General features: G+C 63.1%; 21 protein-coding genes. 12 read left to right on the forward strand and 9 right to left on the reverse strand.

Features of this window, described 5'->3' with window-relative positions; all coding sequences use genetic code 11:
* The first annotated feature begins 9 nt into the window (after positions 1-9).
* The 7 genes from pyrC (at position 10) to oppF (ending at position 8,972) form a co-directional block, all read left to right on the forward strand.
* Positions 10-1,053 carry a dihydroorotase gene (gene pyrC, locus G520_RS0117175; protein WP_028536727.1) on the forward strand — a complete coding sequence of 348 codons (1,044 nt, stop codon included), beginning with the start codon at positions 10-12 and terminating at the stop codon, positions 1,051-1,053.
* A gap of 242 nt (positions 1,054-1,295) precedes the next feature.
* Positions 1,296-2,711, forward strand: coding sequence for a pyruvate kinase (gene pyk / locus G520_RS0117180; RefSeq protein WP_028536728.1), 1,416 nt, complete (start codon positions 1,296-1,298; stop codon positions 2,709-2,711).
* A 600-nt stretch (positions 2,712-3,311) separates the two neighbouring features.
* Complete coding sequence (locus tag G520_RS0117185) at positions 3,312-4,937, forward strand: peptide ABC transporter substrate-binding protein (RefSeq protein WP_028536729.1); 1,626 nt, start codon at positions 3,312-3,314, stop codon at positions 4,935-4,937.
* Positions 4,938-5,123: 186 nt separating this feature from the next.
* Positions 5,124-6,041 carry an ABC transporter permease subunit gene (locus G520_RS0117190; protein WP_028536730.1) on the forward strand — a complete coding sequence of 306 codons (918 nt, stop codon included), beginning with the start codon at positions 5,124-5,126 and terminating at the stop codon, positions 6,039-6,041.
* 13 nt (positions 6,042-6,054) lie between these two features.
* The gene (locus G520_RS0117195) at positions 6,055-6,972 is read left to right on the forward strand and encodes an ABC transporter permease subunit (protein ID WP_028536731.1); all 918 of its coding nucleotides are present in this window, start codon (positions 6,055-6,057) and stop codon (positions 6,970-6,972) included.
* A 16-nt stretch (positions 6,973-6,988) separates the two neighbouring features.
* Complete coding sequence (locus G520_RS0117200) at positions 6,989-7,993, forward strand: oligopeptide/dipeptide ABC transporter ATP-binding protein (protein ID WP_028536732.1); 1,005 nt, start codon at positions 6,989-6,991, stop codon at positions 7,991-7,993.
* Complete coding sequence (oppF, locus tag G520_RS0117205; RefSeq protein WP_028536733.1) at positions 7,986-8,972, forward strand: murein tripeptide/oligopeptide ABC transporter ATP binding protein OppF; 987 nt, start codon at positions 7,986-7,988, stop codon at positions 8,970-8,972. The genes G520_RS0117200 and oppF overlap by 8 nt, the downstream gene beginning before the upstream one ends.
* Before the next feature lie 33 nt (positions 8,973-9,005).
* On the opposite strand, the gene tcdA is transcribed toward oppF, so the two are convergent.
* Complete coding sequence (gene tcdA / locus G520_RS0117210; RefSeq protein WP_028536734.1) at positions 9,006-9,785, reverse strand: tRNA cyclic N6-threonylcarbamoyladenosine(37) synthase TcdA; 780 nt, start codon at positions 9,783-9,785, stop codon at positions 9,006-9,008.
* 216 nt (positions 9,786-10,001) lie between these two features.
* Here tcdA and G520_RS0117215 point away from each other — a divergent pair, with 216 nt between their 5' ends.
* The 4 genes from G520_RS0117215 (at position 10,002) to G520_RS0117230 (ending at position 14,296) form a co-directional block, all read left to right on the forward strand.
* Positions 10,002-10,223: a hypothetical protein gene (locus G520_RS0117215; protein ID WP_028536735.1), complete on the forward strand. Its 222-nt coding sequence runs from the start codon at positions 10,002-10,004 to the stop codon at positions 10,221-10,223.
* A gap of 141 nt (positions 10,224-10,364) precedes the next feature.
* Entirely contained in the window at positions 10,365-11,393 is a 1,029-nt protein-coding gene (gene ltaE, locus G520_RS0117220) for a low-specificity L-threonine aldolase (protein ID WP_028536736.1), read from the forward strand.
* 24 nt (positions 11,394-11,417) lie between these two features.
* Positions 11,418-12,188, forward strand: a complete 771-nt coding sequence (locus G520_RS0117225; RefSeq protein WP_036666484.1) for an alpha/beta hydrolase — start codon at positions 11,418-11,420, stop codon at positions 12,186-12,188.
* 77 nt (positions 12,189-12,265) lie between these two features.
* Complete coding sequence (locus G520_RS0117230; protein ID WP_028536738.1) at positions 12,266-14,296, forward strand: prolyl oligopeptidase family serine peptidase; 2,031 nt, start codon at positions 12,266-12,268, stop codon at positions 14,294-14,296.
* Between the two features lie 15 nt (positions 14,297-14,311).
* Here the strand turns inward: G520_RS0117230 and G520_RS0117235 are convergent, their stop codons facing one another.
* Complete coding sequence (locus G520_RS0117235; RefSeq protein ID WP_028536739.1) at positions 14,312-14,926, reverse strand: YceH family protein; 615 nt, start codon at positions 14,924-14,926, stop codon at positions 14,312-14,314.
* Positions 14,927-15,068: 142 nt separating this feature from the next.
* Here G520_RS0117235 and G520_RS0117240 point away from each other — a divergent pair, with 142 nt between their 5' ends.
* Positions 15,069-15,845 (forward strand): TlyA family RNA methyltransferase, encoded by a 777-nt coding sequence (locus G520_RS0117240; protein ID WP_246542697.1) that lies wholly within the window; start codon positions 15,069-15,071, stop codon positions 15,843-15,845.
* On the opposite strand, the gene G520_RS0117245 is transcribed toward G520_RS0117240, so the two are convergent.
* From G520_RS0117245 to G520_RS0117275, 7 genes are all read right to left on the reverse strand, one after another.
* Positions 15,842-16,333, reverse strand: a complete 492-nt coding sequence (locus G520_RS0117245) for a universal stress protein (RefSeq protein WP_028536741.1) — start codon at positions 16,331-16,333, stop codon at positions 15,842-15,844. The two genes, G520_RS0117240 and G520_RS0117245, sit on opposite strands and share 4 nt — an antisense overlap.
* Positions 16,334-16,392: 59 nt before the next feature.
* Complete coding sequence (locus G520_RS0117250) at positions 16,393-17,775, reverse strand: DUF2252 domain-containing protein (protein ID WP_051229497.1); 1,383 nt, start codon at positions 17,773-17,775, stop codon at positions 16,393-16,395.
* Between the two features lie 387 nt (positions 17,776-18,162).
* On the reverse strand, positions 18,163-18,501 hold the full coding sequence (locus G520_RS0117255) for a hypothetical protein (protein ID WP_028536743.1): 339 nt from the start codon (positions 18,499-18,501) through the stop codon (positions 18,163-18,165).
* A 90-nt stretch (positions 18,502-18,591) separates the two neighbouring features.
* Positions 18,592-19,851 carry a glutamate-5-semialdehyde dehydrogenase gene (locus G520_RS0117260; protein WP_028536744.1) on the reverse strand — a complete coding sequence of 420 codons (1,260 nt, stop codon included), beginning with the start codon at positions 19,849-19,851 and terminating at the stop codon, positions 18,592-18,594.
* Between the two features lie 99 nt (positions 19,852-19,950).
* On the reverse strand, positions 19,951-20,334 hold the full coding sequence (locus G520_RS0117265; protein ID WP_028536745.1) for a DUF1987 domain-containing protein: 384 nt from the start codon (positions 20,332-20,334) through the stop codon (positions 19,951-19,953).
* 2 nt (positions 20,335-20,336) lie between these two features.
* Positions 20,337-20,894: a SiaB family protein kinase gene (locus G520_RS0117270; RefSeq protein ID WP_028536746.1), complete on the reverse strand. Its 558-nt coding sequence runs from the start codon at positions 20,892-20,894 to the stop codon at positions 20,337-20,339.
* A 30-nt stretch (positions 20,895-20,924) separates the two neighbouring features.
* The gene (locus G520_RS0117275) at positions 20,925-22,172 is read right to left on the reverse strand and encodes a SpoIIE family protein phosphatase (protein ID WP_028536747.1); all 1,248 of its coding nucleotides are present in this window, start codon (positions 22,170-22,172) and stop codon (positions 20,925-20,927) included.
* Positions 22,173-22,420 lie beyond the last annotated feature (248 nt).

Raw genomic sequence — 22,420 nt, forward strand, 5'->3', positions numbered from 1 at the left:
GAGCACCGAATGGATAGTCTGACGCTGACGCAACCCGACGATTGGCACCTCCATCTGCGCGACGGCGCCGCTCTGGCGGCGGTACTCCCCGATACCTGTCGGCAGATGGGGCGCGCGATCGTCATGCCCAACCTCAAGCCTCCGGTTACCACTGTCGACGCGGCAGCCAGCTATCGCGAGCGCATACTGGCAGCCCGCCCGCACGGCAGCCAGTTCGAGCCGTTGATGACGCTGTATCTGACCGATGGAACGACGGCCGATGAAATTCGGCGCGCGCGTGCGAGTGGATTCGTGCACGCGGTCAAACTCTATCCGGCGGGAGCCACCACCAATTCGGACAGCGGCGTGACCTCGATCGAGCGCGCCATGCCGGCGTTGGAGGCCATGGCGGCATGCGGCATGCCGCTGCTCGTACATGGCGAGGTGACCGACCCTGCGGTCGACGTGTTCGATCGCGAGGCGGTGTTTCTGGAGACCGTGTTCGCGCCGCTGCATCGGGCTCTGCCCGAACTGCGCGTGGTGTTCGAACATATCACCACGGCCGAGGCGGCCGAGTTCGTGGCGGCGGCGGAGGGGGATGTGGCGGCGACAATCACCGTCCATCATCTGCTGCTGAACCGCAATGCCTTGTTCAACGGCGGCTTGCGCCCCCACCACTACTGCCTGCCCGTGCTCAAGCGCGAGCGCCACCGGCAGGCCCTGCTTGCCGCGGCCACGTCCGGCTCGACCCGTTTTTTCCTCGGCACGGACAGCGCGCCGCATGCGCGCCATGCGAAGGAAAGCGATTGCGGTTGCGCCGGCATGTATAGCGCACATGCCGCACTTGAATTGTATGCAGAAGCCTTCGACTCGGTCGGCCGACTCGACCGGCTCGAAGCGTTCGCCAGCTTCAACGGTCCCGATTTTTACCGCCTGCCGCGCAATACCCGCCAGCTCACCTTGCGCCGGCAGCCAAGCGAGGTCGCACCGCAGCGGCCTTATGCGGACGGGACTCTGGTGCCCTTGCGCGCCGGAGGTCGGCTCGAATGGGCTTTGCAAGCGGAAGGGGAATAAATCGACAAAAAGTTGACCTGGGCCGGGGTGTGCGGCTAAGGTGATGCGCATAATGTCAGGTGGCCTGACCACTAGACCAGTGTCAGGCTTTCGATCTGAATGTTCCTCCGTTCGAAAGGCAAAATGCTTGGTTTGGCGCAACAACAAGGCGCGTTAGGCTGTGCAGCCCTTGCGAGCGGAGCGATACTTTTCGCACACGAGCGATTATTAACTGAGGACAGCCGGACTGGCTGAGTACTGATATGCGTCGACATAGAAATGCTAGAATCGTTGCCACCCTTGGCCCTTCCAGTTCCGATCGGGAAACCATCCTCAAGCTGGCTTTGGCCGGCGTCGATGTTTTCCGCCTGAATTTCAGTCATGGTACCCATGCGGATCATGCCGAACGCTATAACACCATTCGCGATATCGAGCAGGAAATCGGTCGCCCGATCGCCATTCTGCTCGACTTGCAAGGCCCCAAGCTGCGTGTCGGCACGTTCGCGAACGGCCCGGTCACGCTCGAGAACGGTGCCACATTCCGCCTCGATCTGACCGATGCGCCGGGAACGGCCGAGCGTGCCCGCCTGCCGCACCCCGAAATTTTCGCCGCTCTGAAGCCGGGCAGCGAACTGTTGCTCGATGACGGACGCTTGCGGCTTGAAGTCGAAAGCTGCGACGCCACCTCGGCCGTGACCCGCGTCATCGTCGGCGGCAAACTGTCCGATCGCAAGGGCGTGAACGTCCCCGGCGTGGTGCTGCCCTTGTCGCCGTTGACCAAGAAGGATCGCGAAGATCTGGCCTTCGGCCTGACGCTCGGCGTCGACTGGATCGCCCTGTCCTTCGTGCAGCGCCCGGAAGACATCCAGGAATTGAAGGACCTGGTCGGCGACAAGGCCTGGGTCATCGCCAAGCTGGAAAAACCGGCCGCGATCGAAAGGCTGGAAGACATCGTGGCGCTGACCGATGGCGTGATGGTCGCCCGCGGCGATCTGGGCGTGGAAATGCCGCCGGAACAAGTGCCGCGCATTCAGCGCAGCATCGTGCGCGCCTGCCGCAGCCGCGGCATTCCGGTCATTGTCGCAACCCAGATGCTGGAGTCCATGGTGACGGCGCCGGTGCCAACCCGTGCCGAGGCCTCGGACGTCGCCACGGCGATCTATGATGGCGCGGATGCCGTCATGCTGTCGGCTGAATCGGCTTCCGGCCAGTTTCCGCTCGAAGCGGTGTCCATCATGGACCGCATCATCGTCGAAGTGGAGCAGGATCCTTTGCATCGCAATATGATGAATGCTCAGCACAGCGAACCGTCGTGCACCCCGGCGGATGCGATCAGTGCGGCCCTCAGCCAGATCACCCACACGCTGTCGCTGCCGGTGATGGTGACGTACAGCAACTCGGGCCGTACCGCCTTGCGCGTCGCGCGCCAGCGTCCGGAAGCACCGATTCTGTGCGTAACGCCCCGCATCAATACCGCGCGCCGTCTGGCGCTGGTCTGGGGGGTGCATTCTGTCGTGACCCGCGATGCCGATTCGGTCGACGGCATGACGGCCGATGCGACCCGTCTGGCCCGAAGCGAGGGTTTCGCCAAGTCCGGCGATTCGCTGGTGATCGCGGCCGGGCTGCCGTTCGGCACCCTGGGGGCGACCAATCTGTTGCACATCGCGACCGTGCTTTGATGGCGGGCTGATACCCCTCCCGGCAAAACAGGCCCGCTAGCGGGCCTGTTTTTTGCTTTTAACGCGCATTGACTACGCAATTGGGGTCAATGTGTGTATGACTGCTAGTGGTAGACCATAGACACGACAAAGCTGCAACAGAATCGCGATTGTCGGACAGCGTGGCGGGCGACGGTTTGCAAGTCGGCGCCATCGCGGTAAAGGCGTCCCATGCCAACGAAATATCGTGCGCTAAAAGCGAAACCATGGCAGGCGAAGAATACTGTCCGCTTGCTGTCACAGGCTGGAAATCCGGGCTTCTCAGGCCGGAGGGTGTGATGGTGCGTCGCGGGCGGAGTCATCGAACGCGGATCGCGCGCGAGCGCGCAACGGATGTGGGACGTTAAAAAAAGGGGCTATTAGTGGTATATGAACGTCATTAATTAGCCAATAAGCCTTACCCAATGACCGAAAATTCTGTGGCCTGCCCAGACTCCCTCTTGAAGTAGCCAAAACAGCAAGAGCATAATGCCAGCATACCCACTTTACCCCCAAGTGGGTTTATTCATAAGAAAACCGCGCATCCGCGGACTGACAATAGAAAACAGGAGAGTAGGCGAAATGAAACAAGTGAAATCGCTTAGCGTTCTGGCGGCCTCTGTCGCCCTGGCCCTGGCCGGCGCATCCGGTGTGGCCACGGCAGCCAAGGTTCCGGCTGGCGTCCAGCTCGATGCCAAGCAGGAACTGATCCGCAACAATGGATCCGAAGTCGAATCCCTGGATATTTCCCAGGTTGAATCCTACCCCGCCATCAGCGTGACCAGCGATTTGTATGAAGGACTGACCCGTCGCGACAACAACAGCAAGATCCTGCCGGGGGTTGCCGAAAGCTGGAAGCAAACCTCGCCGACGACCTGGGTCTTCCACTTGCGCAAGGATGCCAAGTGGTCCAATGGCGACGCACTCACCGCTCAAGATTTCGTCTTCTCCTGGCAGCGTACCGCCGACCCGAAAACGGCGACCAAATACGGTATTTTCTTTGAATTCCTGAAAAACGGCAAAGACGTGCTGGCCGGCAAGAAGCCGGTAAGCGCCCTCGGCGTCAAGGCTGTCGATGCGCACACGCTGGAAGTGACGACCGATGTTCCGACCGCCTTCCTGCCCGATCTGCTGACCAACCCGCAGATGGCCCCGCTGCACAAGGCGTCCTACGAAAAATTCGGCAAGGACTACACCAAGCCGGGCAAGCTGGTCAGCAATGGCGCCTACACGCTGTCCGACTGGGTCGTCAACAACCGCCTGGTGCTGGTCAAGAACGCCAATTACTGGGATGCCAAGGACACCAAGATCACCAAGGTGACCTACTTGCCGGTTGAGGACGAAGCGACCGAATTGAAGATCTACCGCGCTGGCGAGGCCGACACCATCGACCGCCTGCCGGCCGGCACCTTCCAGCAAATGAAGGCGCAGCTGCCGAAGGAAATGAAGCCGAACAAGATTCTCGGCCTCTACTACTATGGCCTGAACTGCAATGACCCGGTGTTGAAGGACAAGCGCGTACGTCAGGCCCTGTCCATGGTCATCGACCGCGATGTGCTGGTCAACAAGGTGATGGGCAACGGCGAAGCGCAGGCCTACAGCCTGATCGTAGCCGGCACCGCCGGCGCCAGCGTGACCGGCTACGATTGGCAGAAACTGCCGATGGCCAAGCGCGTGGAAGAAGCCAAGAAACTGCTGGCCGCCGCCGGCTATGGCCCGAACAAGCCGCTGCACCTGAAGTTCTCGTATAACACTTCGGAAGTGCACAAGAAGGTCGGCCTGTTCGTGATCTCCGAATGGAAAACGAAGCTCGGCATCGTGACCGGCATGGAAAACCAGGAGTTCAAGGTCTTCCTGAAGACCCGCCACGACGGCAACTATCAGGTTGCGCGTAATGGCTGGAGCGTCGACTACAACGATGCCAACAGCTTCCTGGACCTCGTGCGTTGCGGCAGCGATCAGAACGATAGCAAGTACTGCAACAAGGCTGTCGACGCCGAGATCGCCAAGGGCAATCTGACCGTGGACGCTGCCAAGCGCAAGGCGCTGCTGACTTCCGCGACCAAGCTGGCCATGGAAGACTATCCGATCATTCCGTTGTTCCAATACGTGCAGCCGCGCATGACCAAGACCTGGGTCGGCGGCTGGACGACGACCAACCCGATGGATATCTACAAAACCCAAGAGCTGTACATCGTTAAGCACTAAGCCTCGCGCCTAGTGCCGCGACACCCGGACCCGCCCCGTTCTCGAGGCGGGTTCGGTGTTGATGGGTGTACCGGAAGTACCGCGGCCCTGCCGCCCGATGCCCGACGGCCATGTGCTGCCGGGTCCGTTTGTGGTCGACCGTCCATAACGATGGTAACGACGGCAGATCCTCTGGAGTGCCAATTCATGTTGTCTTATATTTTTCGGCGCCTGTGCGGCGCCGTTCCCACTATTCTCGTCGTGGTGACAGTGTGCTTTACCATGCTGCAACTGACGCCGGGCGGGCCGTTCGATAGCGAACGCAAGGTCTCGCCCGAGGTGCTGGCCAATCTGCAGGCCAAATATCACCTCAACGAGCCGATCTACAAACAGTATGGCTATTACCTGAACAACCTGCTGCACGGCGATCTGGGCGCGTCCTTCCGCTATGCCGACTGGTCGGTCAACAGCCTGGTCGGCAATGCCTTGCCGATTTCGCTGACCATAGGCTGCACGTCCATGGTGCTGGCGCTGTTTTTCGGCGTTCTGCTCGGCATCGTTGCCGCACTGAAACAGAACAGCCTGGTCGATTATTTCGTGATGTTTCTCAGCAACTTCGGCAGCGCCGTGCCCTCGTTCGTCATCGGACCGGTGCTGGTGCTGGTGTTCTGTCTGTGGACCCCGTTGCTGCCTTTCGGCGAATTCCGTCTGACACCCGCGTACATCCTGCTGCCGGTGGCCCTGCTGACACTGATCAATGTGTCGACGCTCGGTCGCGTGATGCGCGGCAGCCTCATCGAGGTGCTCAACAGCAACTATATCCGCACGGCGCGCGCCAAGGGCCTGCCCTTGCGGACCATCGTGCTGCGCCATGCGCTCAAGCCGGCCCTGCTGCCCATCGTGACCCTGCTCGGGCCACTGGCGGTAGCGACGATCGCCCAGGCGGTGGTGACCGAGTCGGTGTTCGCGATTCCGGGCATCGGCCGTCTGCTCGTCAACGGCGCCATCAACCGCGACTACACCCTGGTGCTGGGTCTGGTGCTGCTGGTGGCGATCGCGACCGTCCTTTTCAACCTGATCGTCGATGTCGTCTACGCGTTGCTCGATCCGCGTATCCGTTACTGACCGGGGAGCGACTATGTTGTTTCAAAAAGCCAAACGCCAGGCCCTGGCCGAATCGTTGTCCGCGACGACCGACGCCGTCATCGAAGGCCGCAGCCCCTGGGCCGATGCACGCCGCCGCTTCCTGAAGAACAAGGCCGCCGTGGCCAGCCTGATCGTGTTGCTCGTGATCGGCATCCTGATCGTGGCCGGCCCGTGGGTGTTGCCGCACGCCTTCGACGATACCGATATGGATGCGATGAATTTCGCACCGACGCTGCAGGGTTTCCACCTGTTCGGCACCGATGACCTCGGGCGCGATCTGTTGGTGCGCACGCTGATCGGCGGACGCATCTCCTTCATGGTCGGCATTCTCGGGACGGTGGTCTCGGTCGTGATCGGCGTGTCATGGGGCGCGGTCGCCGGTTTCTTCGGCGGCAGGATCGACGCGCTGATGATGCGCTTCGTCGACGTGATGTATGCGCTGCCCTTCATGCTGTTTGCCATTCTGTTGATGACCTTCTTCGGCCGCAATCTGGTGCTGATGTTTGTCGCGCTGGGTGCGATTTCCTGGCTCGACATGGCGCGTATCGTGCGCGGGCAGACGCTGTCGCTGAAGTCCAAGGAGTTCGTCGAAGCCGCGCATGCCATCGGCGTGCCGCGTCGGCACATCATCTTCCGTCATATCGTGCCCAACCTGCTGGGCATCGTCGTGGTGTACGCCACGGTGACCATACCCAATGTGATCTTGACCGAGTCGGTACTGTCCTTCCTCGGCATGGGGGTGCAGGAGCCGATGACGAGCTGGGGCGTATTGGTGGATGAGGGCCAGTCCAAGATGGAAGCGATGCCGTGGCTGCTGCTGATTCCGGGCTTCATGCTGTCGCTGACGCTGTATTGTGCCAATTACGTGGGCGACGGGCTGCGCGATGCGCTGGACCCGAAAGACCGCTAACCGGGGAGAGGACACGATGTCTCTGCTGCAAGTGAAAAACCTCGGGGTGCAGTTTGCGACCCATGATGGTGTTGTTACCGCCGTGAACGGCGTGAATTTCGAATTGGACCCGGGCCAGACCCTGGGCATCGTCGGCGAGTCCGGCTCCGGCAAGAGCCAGTCGGTGCTGGCGATGATGGGCCTGCTGGCGAAAAACGGCAGTACGACCGGCGAAGCGCTGTTCCAGGGCCGCAACCTGCTGGCCATGGACGCGCACGAGCTCAATCGCATCCGCGGCGATCGTCTGTCGATGATCTTCCAGGATCCGATGACCTCGCTGAATCCCTACCTGACGGTCGAGCGGCAAATGACCGAGGTGCTGGAACTTCACAAGAACATGAGTCGCGGCCAGGCCAAGAAGCGCGCGCTCGACTTGCTGGAAGCCGTGCGCATTCCCGATGCCGCGCGCCGCATCACGATGTATCCGCACGAATTCTCGGGCGGCATGCGTCAGCGGGTGATGATTGCGATGGCGCTGTTGTGCGAGCCGGAAGTGTTGATCGCCGACGAGCCGACCACCGCGCTCGATGTGACGGTGCAGGCGCAGATACTGACCCTGCTCAAAGAGCTGCAACGCGATTTCGGCACCGCCATCATCATGATCACTCACGATCTCGGCGTCGTCGCCGGGCTGTGCAACAAGGTGATGGTGATGTATGGCGGACGGGTGATGGAGTACGCTGCCGCCGATCGCATTTTCTATCAGCCGTCGCATCCCTATACCATCGGTCTGCTCGGGGCCTTGCCGCGGCTGGACCACGACGGTTCCGAACTGGTCAGCATTCCCGGCAATCCGCCGAATATGGCGCATATGCCGGCCGGCTGCCCGTTTGCCGAGCGCTGCACGCATCGCAAGGATCGCTGCCAGTCCGAATTGCCCTTGCTGCACCCCGCCAGCCACGATGGGCAGGTATTACGCGCCTGTCACATGCCCTCGCAAGAACTCATCGCGCTGAACGAGGCGGAGATTCATCATGTCTGAACAAGCGATTCTGTCCGTACGCAATATCAAGGTTCACTTTCAGGTGGACGGGCACGGCCCGCAGTGGCCGTGGACGCCGAAGAAAGTCCTCAAGGCGGTCGATGGCGTATCCTTCGACCTCTATCCCGGCGAAACGCTTGGCATCGTCGGCGAGTCCGGCTGTGGCAAGTCGACGCTGTCGCGCGGCATTCTCAATTTGATCCCGGCGACCGAGGGCGAGATCGTCTGGATGGGCAAGGATCTGCGCAAAGGCTCGGAAAGCGACTGGCACAAGGTGCGCAGCGATATTCAGATGATCTTCCAGGATCCGCTGGCATCGCTCAATCCGCGCATGACCATCGCCCAGATCATCGCCGAGCCGCTGAAGACGCACCGTCCCGGCATGTCGGCGGCAGAGGTGAAAGATCGCGTGCGCAAGATGATGCGGCGGGTGGGCTTGACCGAACAGCAGATCAACCGCTATCCGCATGAATTTTCCGGCGGTCAGTGCCAGCGCATCGGCATTGCCCGTGCGCTGATTCTGGAGCCCAAGCTGGTGATCTGCGACGAACCGGTGTCCGCACTCGACGTCTCGATCCAGGCCCAGATCATCAATCTGCTGAAGGAGCTGCAGCGAGAGATGAATCTGGCGCTGATCTTCATCGCGCACGATCTGGCGGTGGTCAAGCATATTTCCGACCGCATCCTGGTGATGTATCTGGGGCGCGAGATGGAACTCGCGCAGAAGAAGGCCTTGTACGACAAGCCGTCGCATCCGTATACGCGCGCGTTGCTGTCGGCGATTCCGATTCCGGATCCGGAGCTGGAGCGCAACAAGGTGATACAGATTCTGACCGGGGATCTGCCTTCGCCGATCGACCCGCCGTCGGGCTGCGTATTCCGTACCCGCTGCCCGCTGGCCGAGCCGCGTTGCGCGCAGGAAAGCATCGCCCTGCACCGCGTCGACGACGATACCCAGTCGTCCTGCCTGCTGGTGTGAGAACGACGCCTGACGCCCGGCCAGGCCCGGGCGTCAGGCGTTTTTCAGCAGTTTCTTCAGAATTTCCGCCACGGCGAACAGACCGAAGCTCGCCGTCACGACCATGCTTGCGCCGAAGCCGGCGCACGACAGCCCCTGCGGGCCGCGATCTGCGGTGTCGCAGTGTTCTCCGCCCTGCGGATAGATGAGAGTCTCGGTCGAATAAACGCAGCTCACCCCCATTTTCTTGCTGCCGTCGCGGCTGAAGCCGTAGTGGCGGCGCAGGCGGTAGCGCATGTTCGCGAGCAGCGGGTCCTGGGTGACCTGGGTGAGGTCGGCGACGCGGATGAGACCGGGGTTGGTCTGACCGCCCGCGCCGCCGCTGACGATCAGCGGCTGGCGCCGACGTAGGCACCAGGCCGCCAGCGCGGCCTTGACCCGGACATTGTCTATGGCATCGAAGATGCAATCGAAGCCCGCGCCCAGCATGGTATCGAGCGTGTCTTCCGCGATGAAGTCCTCGACCTCGTCGACGCGGCAGGCGGGATTGATGGCACGTACGCGCTCGGCCAGCGCGGTCACCTTGGCCATCCCGAAAAAGGGATCGAGCGCCGGCAGTTGCCGGTTGACGTTGGAGATGGCGATATTGTCCAGATCGATCAGGGTCAGCCGGCCGACGCCGCTGCGGGCGAGTGCCTCGACGGCCCAGGATCCGACGCCGCCGACGCCGATCACGCAGACGTGGGCCTCGCGAAAGCGTTCAAGGGCGCGCGCCCCGTACAGGCGGGCGATTCCGCCGAAACGGCGTTCGAGTTCAGGGTCGGTAACGGTCATCGGGTGGTCGCAAAACTGGTCGGGATCGAACCCGACAGGATACGCGAGCTCGGGCGCGCGCGGTAGTCAAAATCGCTTGGGGTCGTGGTTGGGACTGCCTATCATGGATAAGGATCGCGTATGAATCCGGGGCCGGATTCCTCTGCGCGGCCAAGGTGTCCCGGGGCGGGAACGCTTGTGTTTCCGCGGCCGGGTGCTTTCTTTTGGGAGAGACCCATGAAGCAGCCCCGTTTCGATATCGATCTCGACAAGCACTACAACGCCACCATGGTCATCGCCTGCGCGGTGTGCGGGCACGAACACAGGATGACGCTGAAAACACTGAAGCCGGACACCAGTATGACGTGCCAGTGCGGCGCGCCGATCACGCTGACCCCTCATTCCATCATGGCCGCGCAGAAACGCGCGGCCGAAATCAGGCAGGCCTATCGGGTTTGAACGCCGAATCCTGAATGACTACCCGCCAGCGCGCCAAGCTGGCATGATCGGACTCGGGTCCGAGCGCTGCCGCCGAGGCGGAGCGCAGTTGTAGCGGCGGCCCACGGGCCGCCGCTCGTCATTTCAGCAATGGAGAAAACAATGCAGTGGATCGATATGCGCAGCGATACCGTGACCCAGCCCACGCCGGCAATGCGCCGCGCGATGGCCGAGGCCGAAGTGGGGGACGATGTCTATGGCGACGATCCCACGGTGCTGCGCCTGGAGAGCGAGGCGGCCGAACGCCTGGGCAAGGAAGCGGCTTTGTTTGTCCCGAGCGGCACCATGGGCAATCAGTTGGCGCTGTTTACGCACTGCCAGCGCGGCGACGAAGTGATCCTGACCGACGATTGCCATATTGTCTGGCACGAGGCGGGTGCCGCCGCAGTGATCGCGGGCGTGCAATTGCGGACCCAGGCCAGCCTGTCCGGCGCGCTGGACCCGCGCGCGCTCGACGCGGCCATCCGCCGTGGCGACGATATCCACTGTCCGCGCACCGGGCTGATCTGCGTCGAGAATGCGCATTCCAACGGCCGGGTGCTGCCACTCGCCGCGATGCGCGATGTGTGGCAGCTCGCCCGCGAGGCCGGCGTGCCGCTACATCTGGACGGCGCACGCGTATTCAATGCGGCTGCGCATCTCGGGGTCGATGTGCGCGAGATTACCCGCTATGCCGATAGCGTGATGTGCTGCCTGTCCAAGGGGCTGGCGGCCCCCGTCGGCTCGCTGCTGGCCGGTTCTTCTGCCTTCGTCGCCGCCGCGCGCCGCAAACGCAAGCTGCTCGGCGGAGGTTTGCGCCAGGCCGGCGTGCTGGCGGCGCCGGGGCGGCTCGCCTTGTCCGAGATGAGCGTGCGGCTCGGCGAAGACCATGCCCATGCCCGCGAACTCGCGCAGCGTCTGGCCTCGCTGCCCGGCATCGATGTCGACTGCTCGGCGGTGCATATCAATATGGTCTGGTTTACGCTATCCGCCGCCATCGATCAGGCGCGTCTGATGGCGGCTCTCGCCGCCGCCGGTATCCGCGCGAACCCGCCCGAGGGCGGGCGCATGCGGCTGGTGACCCACTGGCAGATCGGAGCGCCCGAGATCGAGCGCGTGGCGGCGGTCTTCGCCGCCCAGACTGCTCTCTGATCGCAATCCGTAGGGATGATGACCATGGTGCGACGGCTGTTTTGCCTGTTGCTGCTGCTGGCCGGTTCCGCTCGCGCCGCGCCCGTCAGCGGGGTCGTGACCTTGCCTACCCGTCCCGGTGTCACGCAGCGCTTTCTGCTGCTGACGCCATCGCAGCCGGCGGTCGCGAGCGTGGTGCTGTTTGCCGGCGGGGACGGGCATATCGGCATCGGCGACGACGGCCGTCTCGAGCGTGGCGGCAATTTTCTGGTGCGCACGCGAGAGGCGTGGGCGCAGCAGGGGTTTCTGGTCGCGGTGCCGGATACGCCATCCGATCAGGACGGCATCGCCACATTTCGTGAAAGCGCGGAGCATGCGACCGATATTGCGGCCGTTGTCGATTTCCTGCGGCAACGGGCGGATGTGCCGGTATGGCTGGTGGGGACCAGCCGCGGCACGACCTCGGCTGCCGCTGCGGGCATCCGCCTGCAATCGCGCATCGCGGGCGTCGTGTTGACGTCCACCGTCGCCCGCGGTCGCGGCAATGTCGCCGGATTGGAACTCGGGCGCCTGGCCCGGCCGGTGTTGCTGATGTATCACCGCGACGACAGCTGCAAGGCGACGCCGCCGGCCGGCGCCGAAGAGATTGTGCGTGCCCTGTCTGCCGCGCCGGTCAAGGCCAGGATCGCGGAAGAAGGCGGCATCAGCCGCGGCGAGCCGTGCGAGGCGTTCGCCTACCACGGTTACAACGGCATAGAAGAGCGTGTCGTGCGCGATGCGGCCGACTGGATCAAAGCGCCGCATGCGCTGCCCTGACAGCCCTGCGCGCGCGGAGCCGCGCGAAAGGTGAAGCTGTGTTAAGCTCGGCGCAAACGATCAAACCCGGGTTCAACATGTCCGAAATTCTGGATCCCTATCTGTGGCTGGAAAACCTTGACGACGACGATGCCAGGCGCTGGGTCGAAGGCCAGAATGCGCTCAGCCAGGCTCGCCTGGACGGCGACGCCCGATTCGAGTCGCTAAGCGCCGACATCCTTGCCACGCTGCGCGATACGCGGCAGATTCCTTTCTTCAGCGAACACGACGGCTGGTTATACAACTTTCATCAGGATGCCGAGCACCCGCGCGGGATCTATCGCCGCACTCGTCTGGCCAGCTACCGCGCGGCCGATGCCGAATGGGAAATGCGGCTCGATATCGATGCGCTGGCCGCAAGCGAAGGGCAGGACTGGTATCTGGACGGCGTTTCCCACTACACGCTGGAACCGTGGCGCTGCCTGGTCAGCTTGACCCCGGGCGGCGGGGACGCCACGGTCGCGCGTGAATTCGATCTCGAGCGTGGCGAATTCGTCGCAGACGGATTCTCCTTGCCGCTGGGCAAGAATCATTTCGCCTGGCGCGATCGCGACAGTCTGTTCGTCTGCCCGGCATGGGAGGCCAGCCAACTCAGCCGCGCCGGCTATCCGCGCGAGGTGTGGCTGCTGCAACGCGGCCAGGCGCTGAGCGATGCCCGGCACCTGTTTCGCGCCGCGCAAGCCGGCATGATGGTCGCCGCCTGGCGTTTTCTCGCGCGCGACGGCGGGGTGCTCGACATGATCGAGGCTTCGGACAGCTTCTATCGCAAGACCTACTACCGCATCGACGGCGACGGCCGGACGAGCGCCTTGCCGCTGCCCGCGCGTTGTGACGTGGAAGCGTGGCTGGATGGCGACCTGGTGGTCAAGCTGGCCGAGAACTGGCGCTGGCAGCAGCAGGACTACGCGGCCGGTTCGCTACTGGCGGTTGCCGTCGATCCTGGCGGCGCGCTGGGCGCCGCGCAATGCCTGGTGGCCCCCGATGCCCGTCTTTCCATCGAAACCGTCGAGGCCAGCGCTTCCTTCATCCTGGTCGGCTTGCTGGAAAACGTCAACAGCCGGCTGATCGGTTTCGAGCGGCGCGACGGATGCTGGCAGCGGTTCGAGACGGCCGCGCCGCGCGGGGGCGTGATCGAGTGGGTCGATCAGCCATGGGCGAGCGATGTGCTGTATTACAGTTTCAGCGATTTTCTGACGCCGACCGGCTTGTACCGCTTGACGCTGCCCGCGGGCGAACCGGAATGCCTGCGTTCGCAGCCCGCCAGTTTCGACGCCGCGCCGTTCTGCGTCGAGCAAGCCGAGGCGATCGCGGCGGACGGCACGGCGATCCCGTATTTTCTGGTGCGGCGACGCGATGCCCCCTTCGATGGCGAGCAGCCGACGCTGTTATATGGTTATGGCGGTTTCGAAGTCCCGATGCTGCCCTACTATGTCGATAATTTCGGCCCGCAGTGGCTGGAACGAGGCGGGGCCTTCGTCCTGGCCAATATCCGCGGCGGAGGCGAATTCGGCCCTGCCTGGCATCAGGCGGCACAAGGCGTGCGCCGGCAGGTCGGCTTCGACGATTTCATTTGCGTGGCCGAGGATCTGATCGCCCGTGGCGTGACGCGGCCGCGCCGGCTGGCCATCGAGGGCGGAAGCAATGGCGGCCTGCTGGTCGGGGCGGCGATGGTGCAGCGCCCGGAGCTGTTTCAGGCCGTGGTGTGCGAGGTGCCGCTGCTGGACATGCTGGGCTACACCCGGCTGTCTGCCGGAGCCAGCTGGATCGACGAGTATGGCGATCCCGACGATCCGGAGCAGCGCCCGCATCTGGAGGCGTATTCGCCCTATCACCGTTTGCAGCCCGGTCAACGCTATCCGAAGGCGCTGTTCACGACCAGCGGCAGCGATGATCGCGTGCATCCCGGCCACGCGCGCAAGATGGTGGCCCGTCTCAACGAGCTCGGCTATCAGGCCCTGTTTTACGAAAGTGGAAGCGGAGGCCACGGTGGCAACGCCGGACAGGAACAGACGGCGCAGGAACTCGCGCGCGTGCTGGTCTATCTCTACCAGCAACTGATGGACGATTGATGGGCGGCCGGGCCGCTAGCGGCTCTCCAGTTCGGCGATACGCGCTTTAAGCGCTTCGACTTCGGCCTCCAGACTGCTTACGCGCGCCGCCAGTCCGCTTTCGGCGGCGGGTGCCGTGGCTGCGATCTGCGCTTCGCCGTACAGCAGGTGGGCCCAGCGCGCTTCGCGGGCGCCGGGTTGCCGCTCCATCAACTGCACCAGTGGCGGGTATTTGTCCGCCAGTTGCTGCAGAGCGTTTTCGACTTCCGCAACGCTGGAGAACGGGTAGAGGCGACCGCTGCGAGCCCGGATTTCGGCCGCGGTCTGCGCGCCGCGCAGCATCAGCAGCGCGAGCGTGGCCGAGCGCGCGCCTTCTATATTCCATTCGTAAGGCAGACGGTGCTCGTATTTCACCACGCGACTGCCGGAGGGCTGACGCTCGGCGATCAGACGGCGCGCGCTCAGCGCGTCGATCGCGGCGACGACGTCCGGCTCGTCCAGCTGGAGGACCGGTTCCCGGCTCGTCAATTGATTGCAGGCGTTGATGATGGCGTTGAGCGTCATCGGATAGGCGTCTGGTGTCAGCGCTTGCTTTTCGACCAGAACCCCCAGTACGCGGACTTCGGCGGGGGAAAATTCGTACGTATCCATTGGCGGCTCTCCGGGTGAATGCACAGGAGACCGCGGCGACGGACTCCATCAGGCGATCATGATCGCATCATTACGCTCCAGGGCCAACGGACTTGACAGCGCGAGTGGCGAGCGCCACGCTTGCAGGCGATTTTTCTTCCGTATGACGACCATGATTCGATGCGATCTATTGCTTGTTGAACAAGGGCTGGCGGCATCTCGTACCGCGGCGCAGAACCTGATCGCCTGCGGGCGCGTCAGCCTGGAATGCAACGGGCGTCTGCAGCCTGTGAGCAAGCCCAGTCTGAAACTCGACCCCGGCAGTTGTCTGCGGGTTAGACCCGATGCGGCCGATCGCTATGTGTCGCGCGGCGGGCTGAAGCTGGAGGGCGCGTTGGCGCAGGCGGGGCTCGATGTAAGCGGCATGAGCGCGCTCGACGTGGGGCAGTCGACCGGCGGTTTCAGCGACTGTCTGCTGCAGGCCGGTGCGCGGCATGTCGTCGGCGTCGATGTCGGGCACGACCAGTTGGCAGCCCGTCTGCGCAATGAGCCGAGGCTGCGCTATTTCGAGGGTGTGAACGCGCGTGCGCTGGATGCCGCCACCCTGTTGCAGGCCAACGGGGGGGAAGCCTTCGACTTGATGGTCTGCGATGTCTCCTTCATTTCGCTGACGCTGGTTCTGCCTGCCGCCTTGCCCTTGCTCGCGCGCGACGGCTGCCTGCTGTCGCTGGTCAAGCCCCAGTTCGAGGTCGGACGCGAGGGCCTGGGCAAGGGGGGCATCGTCAAGAATGAAAATCTGTACCCGCGGGTGCGGGAAAAGATAGGCGATGCCCTGTTCGCCGCCGGCTGGGCAGAGTGCGCCTGGTTCGACAGCCCCATTCGCGGCGGCGACGGCAACCGCGAGTTCTTCGTGCTCGCCCGGCGCGCCGGCGCCGACTAGAGGGTCGGCGCGCGCAGCGCGTGCGGCGGCTCATCTTGCCGCTGAGTGACCACCAGCAGCGGACAGTGCGCATGATGCAGCACGTTCTCGGCGAAACTGCCGAGCAACAGATGCCTGATGCCGCTGCGCCCGTGGGTGCCAAGCACGATCAGGTCGGCGTCGTGGGCGGCCGCGTATTGCAGCAGCACCCGGGCCATCTCCTTGCCCCCTTCCCAGCTTTCGCCCACATGGTCCTTGCCGCCCGGCAGGCCGTGCTCGACCAGCATGTCACGCGCGCGCGCGAGGATTTCATGCCCATGGCGGTGCGCGCGCTCGTGCAGTTCGTGGCTGCCGAGCAGGCTGACTTCTTCTTCCGCCAGATCGCGCAGGTTGGCGATATGCACCAGCGTGAGCGCCGCATGGCACTGGGCGGCCAGTCCGGCCGCCTGCAGCAAGGCTTTGTCTGCGTTATGACTGCCGTCGACGGCGGCGATGATATGACGATACATAATTGCCCCCACATGTCTGTTGTGCCGTCGCGAACGCGTCGCGGCGGGTTCTGGCGCCGTCAATCGCTGGCGGGCAGCACGCCGTCGCGCACGGCCCGGCGGAAGCTCTCGTAATCGGCTTCGGCCTGGTCGGCGTAGCGGGTGGCATACAGGGCCAGCGCATCTTCGAAACGCGAAGTCTGTCCGAGATAGCCCGCGATCTCGGCCGCACGTCCGCCCGACTTGGAATGCGCGCGCGCAAGCGCCCAGGCACAGGCTTGCCCATAGGCGGTCAGCGTTTCGACGCTGAAATCTTCCGCGGCGATGGTGACCTTCATATCGCGCAATTGGCGCACGTAGTAGTCGCAGCCGTCCGGGCCGCGCGTCCAGCCGAGAAACAGGTCGCTGGCCGCCTGCATCAGGCGCTGGCCGAAGACCACGCGCTTGCCCTGATTGCCATGGATACAGCCCTGGGTAAAGGGTTCCAGTACCGAGGCGCGCGCTTCCTTGAGCTGCAGAAACAGCGGCGTATCATAGCTGTCCTGCAGCAGCGCGACGAGGCAGCGCGTTCCGACGCTGCCGACGCCGACCACTTTGAAGGCCAGATCGACCAGACGGAACCGGCGTGCGAGTTCCGCCCGGTCTTCTTTCAGCGTTCCGATATACGTTTGCAGCATCGCTTCGGCCTGTTCGCGCCAGTCGGAACCGGCGGGCCAGGTGACCGAGCGTATCAGCGTGGTATCGCCGGTATGGAATAGCACCGGCGGGTTGTCCTTCAGGCGCAGCAATCCATTTTCATCGGCAGTAATCTTGGGGAGCAAGCGCTCGCTGGTACGGTTGCGCGCGCGTTCGGCCAGTTTGAGCAGAGTCTCGCGCAAGGCCGGGTCCTGTGCCATGTCGAGCAGATCGCCATAGCTGATGCGGCTGTACCAGATATCCATCTGCCCCATGCAGGCGAAATGGTGGGTGCGATGGCGGTAGGTCCGTACCGCGAGGCGCACCGCCTCGGCTGCGGCGACCTCGCTGAATCCGCGCGAGCGGGCGGCCAGTACCAGACTGACGGCGAGCCGTTTGACATCCCATTCCCATGGTCCGGGGTGGGTTTCGTCGAAATCGTTGATATCGAAGACGAGATTGCGCTCGGGCGAAGCGTAGAAGCCATAGTTCATCAAGTGCGCATCGCCGCAGAGCTGCAGAACGATGCCGCTGGACGGGCGGTTCGCGAGATCGGCGGCCTGCATCATGGCCATGCCGCGGAAGAAGGCGAAAGGCGAGGCCTGCATCCGGCCATAGCGCAAGGGTATCAGTTCCGGGACGCGGCCCTGCGAGCTGGCGGCCAGAACGGCCACCGGATCGCGCCCGGGTGCCAGGACAACCTCTGCCTGATCGACGCGGTGACAGATCTGACGGCGGGCCTTGCCCTTGGCGTAATACTCGGCAAACAACGGGTGGTCTGCGGCCATGTTCGATTCCTGTAGCGTGAGTACGGGAATTCTACCGCCTCGCGGCAGCGCGGTGCGACCGGAACAAGAAAATGCCCGCGCGTGAGCGCGGGCAGGAAACTGGCTTGCGGGGGCCAATGAGCAATCCAGTAGATGCTCACTTCCTTTGTATGTAGCCGGAAGCGCCGGCGCAAGGTTAAACAGTTGTGATAGGTGATACTACTTAGGCCTTTGGAATCCGCCCGCAACTTATGCACAAAACGCTGCACAGCTTATGCACACCATGCACAGCGACCCGCGCGACAGCCGGTTTGTCCACAACGCCGCCTGCCGCTTTATCCACAGAGTTATCCCGGAGTGTGCACACTATCCACCGCTTCGCGTCATGAAGCGCACTTATCCACAGCGTCAGTCCATGCAGCGCTGAATCATCTGACGCCAGCTCGGCGACAGGGGCATTCCGTTGGAGGTGACCGTGACCTGGCTGCCTGGTTCGTGTGCGACGATAGCGATGCCGAGCCCGACGCTGCCGGTCAGCGGATTGATCAGGCCGAGCGAGGCGCTGCTGTCGTCGCGGCGCAGCGGGGAGATAAAGGAAGCCGGCAGCTTCAGACGATGCAGGCCGGCATCGAGGCAGTCGGCAACGGCGGCCGGGGAACGCGGGCCCTGCAGAGTATACGGCGGCTCGGAGGCGGAGGCCGAGAACGCCACGGCGAGCATGAGCGGGGCAAGGAAGCGCTTGATCATCGAACTCTCATCCACAATGGCAGGTGGGAGTTTGTCCGTGCCCGATGGCGCAAGTTCCGGCGCAGCGCCGGGCGGCAGGTAAAAGACTGTTCAGGAACGCACCTGGCCGTCTCCGAGGACTATCCATTTCTGGCTGGTCAGGCCATGCAGGCCGACCGGGCCGCGCGCATGCAGTTTGTCGGTGGAGATCCCGATTTCGGCACCGAGGCCGTATTCGAAGCCATCGGCGAACCGGGTGCTGGCATTGACCATGACGCTGGACGAGTCGACCTCGCGCAGAAAACGGCGATTGCGGCTGTAGTCCTCGCTGACGATGGCATCGGTGTGGTGGCTGCCGTAGCGATTGATATGCTCGATCGCTTCGTCGAGGTCGCGCACGACGCGCACGGCGAGAATCGGTGCCAGATATTCGGTGTACCAGTCGTCATCGCTGGCGGCAGTCACGCTGTCGCCGAGGATGGCGCGGGTGCGCTCGCAGCCGCGCAGTTCGACCTGATGCGGGGCCAGCGCCGCGGCCACGCGCGGAAGGATGAATTCGGCGAAGGCGCTGTGCACCAGCAGCGTTTCCATCGTGTTGCAGGTGCCGTAACGGTGTGTCTTGGCATTGACGGCGATCGCGACCGCCTTGTCGGGATTGGCCGTATCGTCGATGTAGACATGGCAGTTGCCGTCGAGGTGCTTGATGACCGGTACGCGCGCTTCTGCGCTGATGCGGGCGATCAGGCCCTTGCCGCCGCGGGGGACGATCACGTCCACATAGTCGGGCATGGTGATCAGTTCGCCGACGGCGGCGCGGTCGGTCGTCGCGAGAACCTGGACCGCGGTTTGCGGCAAGCCGGCACGGGCCAGGCCTTCGTGCACGCAGGCGGCGATGGCCTGGTTGCTGTGGAAGGCTTCGGAGCCGCCGCGCAGTATGGTGGCGTTGCCCGATTTCAGGCAGAGCGCGGCGGCATCGGCGGTAACGTTGGGACGGGCTTCGTAGATGATGCCGACGACCCCGAGCGGAACCCGCATCTTGCCGAGCTGAATGCCGGAGGGGCGGTAACTGAAATCGTTCATCTCGCCGATGGGATCGGGCAGCGCGGCGACCTGGCGCAGTCCTTCCGCCATGCCGGCTACCGTCTTTGCGCTGAGGGTCAGACGGTCGATCAGGGCGCTGTCGAGGCCGTCGCGGCGGGGCGCTTCGAGGTCGCGGGCATTGGCGGCCAGCAGGCCCGCCTGTTCGCGCTCGATGGCTTCGGCCATGGCCAGCAAGGCCTGGTTCTTCTGGGAGGTCTCGGCGCGCGCCATCGCGCGGCTGGCCTGGCGGGCGGCGAGGCCGACCCGCTGCATATAGTCTTTCACGTCCATTGCGGGCTCTGCTGAGTCGTTGTGGTGGCAGTTGATTAGATCAGATTAACCGAAAAACGACCACTCTGCTTGCCGATCCCGCGCGCTGCGCGCTGAGCGTCAGGCCAGCGCCATCGCATGGAAGTCGAGCGCGGCGTTGTCGTCCGCGACTTCCTGTCCGAATTCGAGAATCGTGTCGTCGTCCTCGTCATAGTGCCAGTTCAGGGTGATGCTGTTGCCGGCAAGGGCTGCGGTGTTCAGCCGCTCGAACAGGCTCATCAGCAGCTTGGTGCTGGAACTGTTGAAGTAGGCCAGTTGCACGTTGACGGTGATACGGCGGTCGGTATGGGTGGCCAGATACGCTTCCAACTCGGCCAGCACGGGGCCGTAAAATGCCTGGGCGTTTTCCGGGTAACTCTCGCCACGCAGCGAGAGGACATGAGCCGCGAAGTCGAAATCGATTTCAGGGGTGGCCGCGGTGGCCGCGATTTGGATTCTGTTCATGATCAGATGGTCGCCTTCAGATAAAACATGATGTTTTCGCTGTCGCCGTTATCGACGAACTCGAATTCGATCGGTTCCGACGCATCCCGCGCCACCGTCAGAAAGCCAAGGCCGGCTCCCTTGCTCTGCGCTTCGCTGTCGAGGTGACGCTGTTCCCGGTAGCGCGACTTGATTTCCTCGTTGCTCATCTGACGCAGCGGCTCCAGCTTTTCGCGCATCCGCTCCTGTTCCGAGCGTTGCAGAGGATTCGCGCAGACGACGAAAAACCGGCCGTCGCGTTCTCCCACCCATACCGCGCCACGGCGGATCTCGTGGTTGGACGCATTCATGGGCGTCAGGTGTTCGGCCGAGTAATGCACGACGTTTTGCGCAAGCTCGACGAAAGTGGAAAACAGGCGTCGGCGCGCCACATTGCTGGCGTCGAGGTGGTTGTTCAGGCGCTGGCGCAGGGCATCGCCCATGGCCGTGATGATGGTCTGAGAAAAATAGCCGCTGTAGTAGAACAGGACGCCCTGATCGATGGCGCTTTTCTGAAACTCGTTGAAGACGTTCAATTGCATGCTGGATTCCCGGGCCGGAACTGGAGGCGCTTAGGCGATATGGACGCCGAACAGGCTCACGTCATCGCGGCGGGCATTTTCGCCTTGCCACTGACGGAAGGCCTGGATCAGCTTGTGTTGCTGCTCCGCCATCGGCAGATGGCGATGGGTGAGCAGCGATTCTTTGAAACGTTTCTTGCCATAGCAGATGCGCTTGGCGCCGCCGATCTGGTCGATGATGCCGTCGGTACAGATGTAGAGGCGGGTCCCCGGCTGCAGCTGGACGCGATGCGTGTCCCAGCGATAGTCGAGCGCGGTGGAGACATAGCCGACGCCCTTGCGGTTTCCGTCTATGGTAATGATGCCGTCCCCGTTTTCTTCAAGCAGGAAAATCGGCGTTTTGGCCCCGGCATAGGACAAGGTGCGGCTGGGGGCGTGGTACCAGCAGAACGCGCAGTCCATGCCATCGTCGGAATGCATGTCTTCGTTGCGCACATCCTCGCCGCCGAGGTCGTCGCGAGCCAGCTGGCCCAGCGACTCCTTGACCTGGCGGTTGATCGCGGCCAGCAGTTCGGCCGGCTCCTGCAAATCGTGCGTGGTCAGCACCTGCTTCAGCGCGGATGCCATGATCAGGGTCATGAAGGCGCCCGGCACGCCGTGGCCGGTACAATCGATGACCGCGACGAAAAAGCCGTCGTTGCGTTTGACGAAGTAATAGTAGTCGCCGCCGACGATATCGCGCGGATCCCAGAACATGAAATAGTCGGACAGGGCGCCGGCCATGTCGCGGCGCGAGCTTTGCAGAAAAGACTGCTGAATCACCGAGGCGTAGTGGATGCTTTCCATCATCTGGCGATGCTTTGCCGCTTGCTGGTCGGCCAGCGCCTGCATCAGGGACACCCCCTGGCCGATGCCGAGATAGCGCCCCTCCGATGTGATCAGAAAACCATCGGACAAGCCTTTTTCGCCGATATCGAGCACGAGGTAGGACAGTTCGGTCAGCGGAGTGTGGTAATCGACGATCAAGGGCGACGGATTCATGAAGGCGGTGCAGGACTTGCGGCCGAATATTTCGCGGTGGAACGGCCGCGCGAGCGTGCTCATGAAGGTATTGCGGTTGATGATGCCGATCGGGTGGCCATCGTTGACGACCGGGATATTGCCGAGCTCGGGTGTGGCAGTGAAAAGTTCAAGAATGTCGTAGTTGGTGTTGCTGGAGGCGACAGTAATGGGACTTTCCAGCAGGTCGCCGGCGACATGACCGCTGCTCCCGGCGGGGGCGCTACTGTCCAGAGGCATGATCCGAACTCCTGACATTCACAAGATCACCGCAGTCTAGCGGGCGATTGTTTCATTTCCGTAACAGCCAGGTTAAGCATGGCGTGGCTGTTAATGCCGGCGGCACGATTTTAAAGGGAATGCCGGATGGAACGGAACATTCTGCCTATATAACGATATGATATTAATGTATTTCACATTAGTATTAATGGGAATAACCTGGCGCGGTATAGTGAGCAAATCGTCAACCCGTAACGGGGAAAGGATTG

The sequence above is a fragment of the Paludibacterium yongneupense DSM 18731 genome, assembly GCF_000422925.1.
Classification (GTDB): Bacteria; Pseudomonadota; Gammaproteobacteria; order Burkholderiales; family Chromobacteriaceae; genus Paludibacterium; species Paludibacterium yongneupense.

Bases quoted from the DNA above. Each gene is read 5' to 3' on its own strand.
- G520_RS0117245 (WP_028536741.1), bottom strand. From the start codon at position 16,333: ATGTATCGTCATATCATCGCCGCCGTCGACGGCAGTCATAACGCAGAC.
- G520_RS0117190 (WP_028536730.1), top strand. From the start codon at position 5,124: ATGTTGTCTTATATTTTTCGGCGCCTGTGCGGCGCCGTTCCCACTATT.
- G520_RS0117185 (WP_028536729.1), top strand. From the start codon at position 3,312: ATGAAACAAGTGAAATCGCTTAGCGTTCTGGCGGCCTCTGTCGCCCTG.
- G520_RS0117225 (WP_036666484.1), top strand. From the start codon at position 11,418: ATGGTGCGACGGCTGTTTTGCCTGTTGCTGCTGCTGGCCGGTTCCGCT.
- ltaE (WP_028536736.1), top strand. From the start codon at position 10,365: ATGCAGTGGATCGATATGCGCAGCGATACCGTGACCCAGCCCACGCCG.
- G520_RS0117240 (WP_246542697.1), top strand. From the start codon at position 15,069: ATGACGACCATGATTCGATGCGATCTATTGCTTGTTGAACAAGGGCTG.
- tcdA (WP_028536734.1), bottom strand. From the start codon at position 9,785: ATGACCGTTACCGACCCTGAACTCGAACGCCGTTTCGGCGGAATCGCC.
- G520_RS0117235 (WP_028536739.1), bottom strand. From the start codon at position 14,926: ATGGATACGTACGAATTTTCCCCCGCCGAAGTCCGCGTACTGGGGGTT.
- pyrC (WP_028536727.1), top strand. From the start codon at position 10: ATGGATAGTCTGACGCTGACGCAACCCGACGATTGGCACCTCCATCTG.
- G520_RS0117275 (WP_028536747.1), bottom strand. From the start codon at position 22,172: ATGCCTCTGGACAGTAGCGCCCCCGCCGGGAGCAGCGGTCATGTCGCC.
- G520_RS0117195 (WP_028536731.1), top strand. From the start codon at position 6,055: ATGTTGTTTCAAAAAGCCAAACGCCAGGCCCTGGCCGAATCGTTGTCC.
- G520_RS0117250 (WP_051229497.1), bottom strand. From the start codon at position 17,775: ATGGCCGCAGACCACCCGTTGTTTGCCGAGTATTACGCCAAGGGCAAG.
- pyk (WP_028536728.1), top strand. From the start codon at position 1,296: ATGCGTCGACATAGAAATGCTAGAATCGTTGCCACCCTTGGCCCTTCC.
- G520_RS0117200 (WP_028536732.1), top strand. From the start codon at position 6,989: ATGTCTCTGCTGCAAGTGAAAAACCTCGGGGTGCAGTTTGCGACCCAT.
- G520_RS0117260 (WP_028536744.1), bottom strand. From the start codon at position 19,851: ATGGACGTGAAAGACTATATGCAGCGGGTCGGCCTCGCCGCCCGCCAG.
- oppF (WP_028536733.1), top strand. From the start codon at position 7,986: ATGTCTGAACAAGCGATTCTGTCCGTACGCAATATCAAGGTTCACTTT.
- G520_RS0117215 (WP_028536735.1), top strand. From the start codon at position 10,002: ATGAAGCAGCCCCGTTTCGATATCGATCTCGACAAGCACTACAACGCC.
- G520_RS0117230 (WP_028536738.1), top strand. From the start codon at position 12,266: ATGTCCGAAATTCTGGATCCCTATCTGTGGCTGGAAAACCTTGACGAC.
- G520_RS0117255 (WP_028536743.1), bottom strand. From the start codon at position 18,501: ATGATCAAGCGCTTCCTTGCCCCGCTCATGCTCGCCGTGGCGTTCTCG.
- G520_RS0117265 (WP_028536745.1), bottom strand. From the start codon at position 20,334: ATGAACAGAATCCAAATCGCGGCCACCGCGGCCACCCCTGAAATCGAT.
- G520_RS0117270 (WP_028536746.1), bottom strand. From the start codon at position 20,894: ATGCAATTGAACGTCTTCAACGAGTTTCAGAAAAGCGCCATCGATCAG.